At 64.3% G+C, this 8353-nt stretch carries 9 protein-coding genes; 6 read left to right on the top strand and 3 right to left on the bottom strand.

Going from position 1 to position 8353, the window contains the following annotated elements; genetic code table 11:
- The 3 genes from BIS11_RS06390 to BIS11_RS06380 form a co-directional block, all read right to left on the bottom strand.
- Nucleotides 1-1036: glycosyltransferase family 4 protein (locus BIS11_RS06390; protein ID WP_253585839.1), on the bottom strand; the 1036-nt coding region annotated here is incomplete at its 3' end.
- Nucleotides 1033-1431, bottom strand: a complete 399-nt coding sequence (locus BIS11_RS06385) for a 6-carboxytetrahydropterin synthase (protein ID WP_253422002.1) — start codon at nt 1429-1431, stop codon at nt 1033-1035. The genes BIS11_RS06385 and BIS11_RS06390, both read right to left, overlap by 4 nt.
- Nucleotides 1432-1448: 17 nt before the next feature.
- On the bottom strand, nt 1449-2438 hold the full coding sequence (locus BIS11_RS06380; protein ID WP_253422000.1) for a zinc-binding alcohol dehydrogenase: 990 nt from the start codon (nt 2436-2438) through the stop codon (nt 1449-1451).
- A 249-nt stretch (nt 2439-2687) separates the two neighbouring features.
- On the opposite strand from BIS11_RS06380, the gene BIS11_RS06375 reads away from it, so the two are divergent.
- The 6 genes from BIS11_RS06375 to BIS11_RS06350 all read left to right on the top strand — a co-directional run.
- Nucleotides 2688-3425: a CDP-alcohol phosphatidyltransferase family protein gene (locus BIS11_RS06375; RefSeq protein ID WP_253421999.1), complete on the top strand. Its 738-nt coding sequence runs from the start codon at nt 2688-2690 to the stop codon at nt 3423-3425.
- A 148-nt stretch (nt 3426-3573) separates the two neighbouring features.
- Complete coding sequence (locus BIS11_RS06370) at nt 3574-4521, top strand: CysB family HTH-type transcriptional regulator (protein WP_253421996.1); 948 nt, start codon at nt 3574-3576, stop codon at nt 4519-4521.
- Between the two features lie 126 nt (nt 4522-4647).
- A complete protein-coding gene (locus BIS11_RS06365; protein ID WP_253421994.1) occupies nt 4648-5715 on the top strand; it encodes a sulfate ABC transporter substrate-binding protein in 1068 nt (355 codons plus the stop codon).
- 50 nt (nt 5716-5765) lie between these two features.
- Entirely contained in the window at nt 5766-6596 is an 831-nt protein-coding gene (gene cysT, locus BIS11_RS06360; RefSeq protein ID WP_227388326.1) for a sulfate ABC transporter permease subunit CysT, read from the top strand.
- A gap of 141 nt (nt 6597-6737) precedes the next feature.
- The gene (cysW, locus tag BIS11_RS06355) at nt 6738-7532 is read left to right on the top strand and encodes a sulfate ABC transporter permease subunit CysW (RefSeq protein ID WP_367399107.1); all 795 of its coding nucleotides are present in this window, start codon (nt 6738-6740) and stop codon (nt 7530-7532) included.
- Nucleotides 7533-7573: 41 nt separating this feature from the next.
- Nucleotides 7574-8353 (top strand): sulfate/molybdate ABC transporter ATP-binding protein (locus BIS11_RS06350; protein ID WP_253585838.1); only part of this gene is annotated, 780 nt, incomplete at its 3' end.

The following is an 8353-nucleotide window of genomic DNA, read 5'->3' as shown; positions in this document are numbered from 1 at the left end:
CGAAGGCGTCACCCGCCGCCTGCCAGTCGACGAGCGCCTCTCGCGCCATGATGGCTCCTTCGCGCAGGCGGTGGCGCAGCTCGCTATCGCTCAGAAAGCACTCGAGCTTCGTTGTCAGCGCCTCGACGTCACCCGGGGCGACACTCAAGCCTGCATCGTGCGGCAGCGTCTGCGCCAGCGCCCCGCCGGTGGTGGTGATGACCGGCAGACCATGGGCCAGCGCCTCGGTGATCACCATGCCATACCCTTCGTACCAGGAGGGCAGCACCAGCACGTGGGCGCCCTGATAGGCAGCTTCGAGGGTCGCGGCGTCGCACTCGCCATGCAGAGTGACACGACTCAGCTCGTGGCGCGCGATCAGTCCTTCGACGCGCTCGGTGAAGGCCGCATCGCGATTGCCGCCGAACAGATCGCAGCGCCAGGCCTCGGCGCGCACCCTCGACAGCGCCTCGACGAGCACGTCCTGCCCCTTGCGCGGGGTAAGCGTGGCCACGCACAAAAGACGAAGCTCCTCGCCCTCGGCCGCCGCCGGGCTCATCGGCGCGCGCTCGACCCCGGGTTCGACGACGCTGACCGGTGCCGTGATCTCGACACCGTACGCCTTTGCAAGCGCCTCGAGGCGCGCGGCGGTGAAACCGCTGGTGACGATGATGCGCGAAACGCTCGAAAGCCCCTCAAGCTCGCTCAGATGAAGGCGCTTGCTCGTCGCCTCGTCGAGCCCCTGCTCGTCACCCAGCGGGTGATGCACCAGGGCCGTGATGTCGAGCCTTGGCGCATGGCGTGCAACACTCGCAGGCAGGGCGCCCATCACCAGGCCGTCGACGATGATGCGCTCTTCATCCCCCAGGGCGTCCAGCGTTTGATCGAAGGCGCGGGTGGCCACATCACAGGCGTCGGGAAAGTGGCCGTCGAGCTGCGCCACGTCTACCGCGAAGCCGTGCCGTCGCAGGGCCTCCACCATGCGGGCGTCGTACACGTAGCCGCCGGTACGCTGGTCGAGCGAGCCGGCCACCATCAAGGTGACGCGATTGCTCATAGGGCGCCTTCGTAGCTTGCCCAGGCGACGTGGGATTCGTGGAGTTTCACCTCCATGTGGGTGATGCCTTGGGCGGTCGTTCCCATACGCCCCTCCTTGATGCTCTTGGCGAGCGCCTGGAAGATCACGCCCGCCATGAATTCCGTGGTGGTGTTCTTGCCCTTGAACTCGGCCACCTCGTCCAGGTTCTGGAAGTTGTAGCCGGCCAGCACCTCCTTGAGGGTTTCACTGGCCAGGCCGATATCGATGACCAGGCCATCCGGGTCGAGCTCCGGGCGCATGAACGCTACGTCGACCACGTAGGTCGCGCCGTGGGTGCGCTGGGCCGGGCCGAAGATCTCGCCATTGAAACTGTGGGCAATCATGAAGTGATCGCGAACGCATAGACGGTACATGGTGACTCCTGTCGGGGTTAATCGTTGTCGGGGTAGGCAATACGGTGGCAAAGCGCCCGACTGCCGGGCCCCAGAAGCTCAGGGGCCAGCGCGGGGAATTCCTCCAGCGTGCATTCACCGCTGATCAACTGATCCAGCACCGGATCGTCGAGAAGACGCAGTGCAAGCGCCAGGCGGCGGCGGTAGTCCCAGCGCGGCTGCATGTCCGCCGGTAGCTGACCGACCTGGCTCGCCTTGATGGAGAGGCGCTGGGAGTGAAAGGCGCCGCCGAGTGAAAGCGACGTCTCGCCTTCGCCGAACCAGCTCATCTCGATCAGGCGCCCTTCGCGCCCCAGCAGGCTCAGACCGAGCTTGAGCCCCTCGCCGTGGCCACTTGCATGAATCACGCAGTCCTGCTCCCGTGGCGCGCTGTCGGGCGTGGCGAAGTTCACGCCCAGGGCGTGGGCGAGCGACCGGCGCTGCGGGTCGATATCGATGAGATGCACGTTGACGCCGGGGATGCGGGCACACAGATAAGCCACCAGTGCACCGACCACGCCGGCGCCCACCACGCAGAGCGTCTCGCCCAGGCGGGGGTTGGCGTCCCATACGCCGTTGACGGCGGTTTCCATGTTGGCGGCGAGCACCGCGCGCGCCGCGGGCACGTCATCGGGCAGCGGCAGCACGGCCTCGACCGGCACGACGTAGCGGCTTTGATGCGGGTAGAGGCAGAATACGCGCGCGTTCAAGAGTGACTCTGGGCCCTCGTCGACCACGCCAACGCTGCAGTAACCGTACTTGACCGGGGTTGGAAACTCGCCGTCTTGAAAGGGGGCACGCATGCGCGCGTATTCGCTCTCGGGAACGCGGGCGTTGAACACCAGCGACTCGGTGCCTCGGCTCACGCCGCTGTAAAGTGTGCGCACGTGAACGTGGTCTACGGTGAGGGGGGCGAGCGACTCGGTTCGAATCTCGCCTTCGCCAGGGCGCGTGACCCAGAACGCCTGGGCGGTTTCCGGCAGTGGCATAAAAACGGTTCCCTGTTGGTGGTATCTCTTTTAACGCTCAAGAGACAATTATTATTAGATCGGGCTTTTCCTGTTCCCTTCGTAAAAGCTTAGTCGAGAAAACCGTCGACGCCTCAAACTTGCGTTCATTTGGTAAAAAAGAGCTAACCTGTTTAAAGCAATGGACAATAAGCGCCAGCATGTACGAAAAGTCGTGACCCTGTTTTCAATGCACAACGATACGCGGCGAGTACCGCTTTGCGAGCCACCATGTCGCTTTTCATCAACGCGCCCAGCGTGACGCCGGTCAAACGTTTTTACAGCGCCCTGGAACTGTTTCTGGGCGGTTTACTGTTGATCGCCCTGGGAGCGCTGATACCGGGCCTGATGATCTCGAAAAGCAACTGGGCGACGGCAGCCGGGGTGTACGGCGTCATCGTCTTTTTGACGCTGACCCTCTGGCGCGCCGGGCCGCTTGGCTGGGCCAACCGGGTGACGCTCGTGCGCGCGGTGCTGGTGGCGCTCGTCGCCGGGGCGCTGGCCGGCAACGCCTTCGTGGACGCCATTTGGATATGGCTTTGCATGGCGGTCGTCTCGCTGATGCTGGATGGCATCGACGGCTTCGTCGCCCGTCGGACGCACAGCCACTCGCGCTTCGGCGCCCGCTTCGACATGGAGCTCGATGCGCTGATGATCCTGCTGTTATGCATCGGCCTCGTGCGTCTTGAATCCCTGGGCGTCTGGGTAGTGCTGATCGGCGCCCTGCGCTACGCCTTCGTGGTGGCGGGGTGGCGCCTCGAGTGGCTGGCGGCTCCCCTCTTCCCCAGTTTTCGGCGCAAGACGGTGTGTGTCTGGCAGGTGCTGGCGCTGCTGCTGTCTCTCACGCCGCTCACCAGCCATACGACGGCGATGCTGCTGGCGCTGAGCGCGCTCGTCGCTTCCGTCTACTCCTTCGGGGTCGATATCCTTTGGCTCTACCGGCAGACCCGTTGCCCCTCTTCCAGATGACGCCTGTTCAGGCGGCTTGCTCCCTGTCACGCCCTCCATGCCCCAAATCGCTAAAACCGATATGGTTAGCTGGAAATATAATTATTGAATAACAAACCGATTGAATATTCTTTTTTAGAATAAATGAGCTTTCAGGGAACAACGCGTCATGAATTTTCAGCAGCTGCGGATCGTGCGTGAAACCGTGCGCCAGCACTACAACCTCACCGAGGCGTCCAACGCGCTGTATACCTCCCAGTCCGGGGCCAGCAAGCAGATTCGCGACCTGGAAGAGGAGCTTGGGGTCGAGCTCTTCGAGCGCCGCGGCAAGCGTATTCTGGGCCTGACGCTGGCGGGCAGCGCGCTTCTGGAAATCGTCGAGCGCATCCTGCTGGACGTGGAGAACCTCAAGCGTTCGGCGCATCAGCTCACCCACGAGGACGAGGGCAGCCTCGCCATCGCCACCACCCATACCCAGGCACGTTACGCACTGCCACCGATCATCGCGCGGTTCAAGCAGGCCTTTCCCAAGGTACACCTGGAGCTACACCAGTGCGGCCCGGACGAGATCGTCTCTTTGTTGAAAGCCGGCAAGGTGGACATCGGCATCGCCACCGAAGCGCTGCATGAAGAAAATCAGCTGTTCGTCTGCTTTCCGTTCTACCACTGGTATCACGGCGTCATCGTTTTCGACGATCACCCCTTGAACGACGGCACGCCGTTGACCCTCGAGCGCATCGCCGACTACCCCCTGATCACCTATCACGATGGCTTTACCGGGCGAACGCGTATCGACCAGGCCTTCGCCGCCGCCAGGCTCACCCCGGATATCGTGCTGACCGCGCTGGATGCCGACGTGATCAAGACCTACGTCGAGCTCGAAATGGGCGTGGGGGTCATCGCTTCGATGGCCTACCACGAGCAGCGCGACCGCGGTCTTACCCTGCTCGACGCCAGCGCGCTGTTTCCGCGTAACACCACCTACCTGGCCCTGCGCCGCGGCCACTTCCTGCGCGGCTATGCCTATCAGTTCTTGAAGCTTTGCCGCGAGAATCTCGACGAAGAGACCGTTCAGCGGGTATTGGCGGGGCGTCAGGGCGATTTCGTGACGCTGTGAGCGGCGGCGCGCTTAAGCTAAAAAAGTAATAAACAATCCATTTTATATTCGTTATTGATTTCAAAAGCAGTGCGTAGGCTGTCTCCCATAACGTCACTGACTTACTCACGACACCAGGGAGCCGCCATGAATCTCACCACACCGCCCACGCTTTGGTCACTGTCCAGACTCACCGCTTCGATTCTGATCGGCGGCGCCGTGCTAGGCGCCACCCTCGGGGTCAGCTCGCAGGCCCAGGCCCAGGCCGAGCGCGTGGAGCTGCTCAACGTCTCCTACGACCCGACCCGCGAGTTCTACCGCGCTTACAACCAGCTCTTCGCCGAACACTGGCGCGAAGGACACGATCAAGAAGTGACCGTACGCCAGTCCCACGGCGGCTCGGGCTCCCAGGGCCGCTCGGTGATCGATGGCATCGACGCCGACGTGGTGACCCTGGCGCTGGCCTACGACATCGACGCGCTTCACGACCGTGGCGACTTGATTCCCGAAGATTGGCAATCGCGGCTACCGCACAACAGCTCCCCCTACACCTCCACCATCGTGCTGCTGGTGCGCGAGGGCAATCCCAAGAACATCCAGGGCTGGGACGATTTGATTCGCGACGACGTCGAGGTGATCACCCCCAACCCCAAGACCTCCGGCGGCGCGCGCTGGAACTTCCTCGCCCTGTGGGGCTACGGGCTCGAGCAGTTCGACGGCGACGAAGAGCAGACCTTCGACTTCGTGCGCCAGGTCTTCGAGAACGTGCCGGTGCTCGATTCCGGCGCTCGCGGTGCCACCAACACCTTCGTCCAGCGCCGCCTGGGTGACGTGCTGCTGGCCTGGGAGAACGAGGCGATCCTCTCCGTCGAAGAGCTCGGTCGCGGCGACTTCGAGATCGTGGTACCGGCCACGAGCATCCTCGCCGAGCCGCCGGTGGCGGTGGTCGACGCCAACGTGGAGCGCAAGGGCACTCGCGAGGTGGCCGAGGGCTATCTCGAGTATCTCTACTCGAGCGAGGCCCAGGCACTCGCTGCCCAGCACTACTACCGCCCGGTGGACGAGGCGGTGCTGGCGGAGTACATCGACGCGTTCCCGTCGCTGGATCTGTTCACCATCGACGAGGTGTTCGGCGGCTGGCGCGAGGCCCAGACGCGCTTCTTCAACGACGGCGGCGTCTTCGACGAGATCCTCGAAGCCATCAACACGCCTTGACCCCACCGCCCGCCGGAAGGCCATGCCTTCCGGCCCCGAGGAACCTTGCCATGTCGATCACGCTTGCCCGGCGTCGAGTGATACCCGGCTTCGGCCTGACCATGGGATTCACCCTGCTCTACATGGGGTTGATCTTCCTGGTCCCGGTCGGTGCCTTTCTGCTTTATACCACCACCATGAGCTGGGAGACCTTCTGGCACGCCATCACCCAGCGTCAGGTGGTGGCCTCCTACAAGCTCTCCTTCGGCGCCTCCCTGGTCGGCGCCACGATCAACCTGGTCTTCGGCGCCCTGCTCGCCTGGGTGCTGGTGCGCTACCGCTTTCCCGGCAAGCGCCTGGTGGACGCGCTGGTGGATCTGCCCTTCGCCCTGCCCACGGCGGTGGCGGGCATCGCCCTGGTCACCCTCTACGCGAGCACCGGCTGGGTCGGTCGATATTTCGAGCTTTTCGGCCTGCGCGTCGCCTACACCCAGCTGGGGGTGGTCGTTGCGCTCACCTACATCGGGCTGCCCTTCGTGGTGCGCACGGTGCAGCCGGTGCTGGAAGACCTGGAAGCGGAGTGGGAGGAGGCCTCGGCCAGCCTCGGCGCCGACCGCTTCACCACGATCCGCCGGGTGATCTTTCCGGCGCTGTTCCCCGCACTTCTGACCGGTTTCGCGCTGGCCTTCGCCCGCGCGCTCGGGGAGTACGGCTCCGTGGTGTTCATCTCGGGCAACCTGCCCTTTCGCACCGAAATCACCCCGCTTTTGATCGTCGCCAAGGCGGAGCAGTACGACTACCACGGCGCCGCCGCCATCGGCACGGTGATGCTGGTGGTGGCCTTCGCGATGCTTCTGGTCATCAACGGCCTGCAGTGGTGGACCAGTCGCCGCCATGGTTAATCAGCAAGGGAATCCAGAGTGAACACATTCAATCAAGCCACACGCGGTGGACAAGACGCCGGGGCACCGGCGGTCGTGGACGACGGTGACCTGGCCAGGCGCTGGCAGCGTGCCACCGACGAGCCCGCCTGGCTCAAGGCGGTGCTGATCACGACGGCGCTGATCTTCGTGGCGCTGTTTCTGGTGCTGCCGCTGTCCGTGGTGCTGTACGGCGCCTTCGAGCGTGGCCTGACGACCTGGTTCGAGGCCGTTCGCGACCCGGATGCGCTGTCCGCCATCCGCCTGACGCTTCTGATCGTGGCCACCGTCGTCCCGCTCAACACCGTGTTCGGCGTGGCCGCCGCCTGGGCCATCGCCAAGTTCGAGTTTCCCGGCAAGCCCGTGCTGATCTCGCTGATCGACATGCCGTTCGCCATTTCGCCGGTGGTGGTGGGGCTCATCTTCGTCATCCTGTTCGGCTCCCAGGGCTGGCTCGGCCCCTGGCTCGCCGCCCATGACCTGCGCATCATCTTCGCCGTACCCGGCATCGTCATCGTCATCGCCTTCGGCACCCTGCCCTTCATCGCCCGGGAGCTGATCCCCTTGATGCAGCAGCAGGGCAAGGAGGAGGAAGAGGCGTCGCTGACCCTCGGGGCCGGCGGGCTCAAGACCTTCTGGTACGTCACCCTGCCCAACATCAAGTGGGGGCTGATCTACGGGGTGATCCTGTGCAACGCCCGGGCCATGGGCGAGTTCGGCGCCGTGGCGGTGGTGTCCGGGCGCATACGCGGCGAGACCAACACCGTGCCGCTGCATATCGAGGTGCTCTACAACGAGTACATGTTCACCGCCGCCTTCGCCGTCTCGTCGCTGCTGACGGGCCTGGCGCTGGTCACCATCGCGATCAAGAGCGTCATCGAATGGCAGGACGAGCGGCAAAAGCGCCGCGCCGCCTGAGCGTTTTCCATCGCATCACTACCGACGACAGGGGTTGTCACATGAGTATCGAGATCGATCGCGTCAACAAGCGCTTTCGCGACTTCGTCGCGGTGGACGACGCAAGCCTCACCTTTCGCGAAGGCGAACTGACCGCCCTGCTCGGCCCGTCCGGGTCGGGCAAGACGACGCTTTTGCGCATCATCGCAGGGCTCGAGCAGCCGGATAGCGGGCGCATCCGCTTTCACGGCGAAGACACCACGGACCTTCACGTCAGCAAGCGCGGGGTCGGCTTCGTCTTCCAGCACTATGCGCTGTTCAAGCACATGAGCGTGTTCGACAACGTCGCCTATGGGCTGACCGTGCGTCCGCGAAGCACCCGCCCGACCAAGCGCGAGATTCGCGACAAGGTCATGCGCCTTCTGGAGCTCGTCCAGCTCGATTGGACGGCCCATCGCTACCCGCACCAGCTCTCCGGCGGCCAGCGCCAGCGTATCGCCCTGGCCCGGGCGCTGGCGGTGGAGCCCAAGGTTTTGCTGCTCGACGAGCCCTTCGGGGCGCTGGATGCCAAGGTGCGCGCGGAGCTCAGGCGCTGGCTGCGCCGGCTGCACGACGAGATCCACGTGACCAGCATCTTCGTCACCCACGATCAGGAGGAGGCGCTGGAGGTCTCCGACCGGGTGATCGTCATGAACCAGGGCCGGGTGGAGCAGGACGGCTCGCCGGAAGAGGTCTACGACGCGCCGGCCAACCCCTTCGTCTACCGGTTTTTGGGCAACGTCAACCGCTTCGACGCCCACATTCACGAGGGAAGCGCGCGAATCGGCGAGGTGACCCTGCCC

Source organism: Halomonas sp. 707D4 (assembly GCF_024158685.1).
Classification (GTDB): domain Bacteria; phylum Pseudomonadota; class Gammaproteobacteria; order Pseudomonadales; family Halomonadaceae; genus Vreelandella.
Note: the sequence above shows the minus strand (reverse complement) of the source record. Positions and strands in the feature narration are given on the sequence as shown.

What these genes read in the sequence shown, in the direction of transcription:
- cysT (WP_227388326.1), top strand. Translation starts at nt 5,766, where the DNA reads ATGTCGATCACGCTTGCCCGGCGTCGAGTGATACCCGGCTTCGGCCTG.
- BIS11_RS06380 (WP_253422000.1), bottom strand. Translation starts at nt 2,438, where the DNA reads ATGCCACTGCCGGAAACCGCCCAGGCGTTCTGGGTCACGCGCCCTGGC.
- BIS11_RS06365 (WP_253421994.1), top strand. Translation starts at nt 4,648, where the DNA reads ATGAATCTCACCACACCGCCCACGCTTTGGTCACTGTCCAGACTCACC.
- BIS11_RS06385 (WP_253422002.1), bottom strand. Translation starts at nt 1,431, where the DNA reads ATGTACCGTCTATGCGTTCGCGATCACTTCATGATTGCCCACAGTTTC.
- BIS11_RS06370 (WP_253421996.1), top strand. Translation starts at nt 3,574, where the DNA reads ATGAATTTTCAGCAGCTGCGGATCGTGCGTGAAACCGTGCGCCAGCAC.
- BIS11_RS06375 (WP_253421999.1), top strand. Translation starts at nt 2,688, where the DNA reads ATGTCGCTTTTCATCAACGCGCCCAGCGTGACGCCGGTCAAACGTTTT.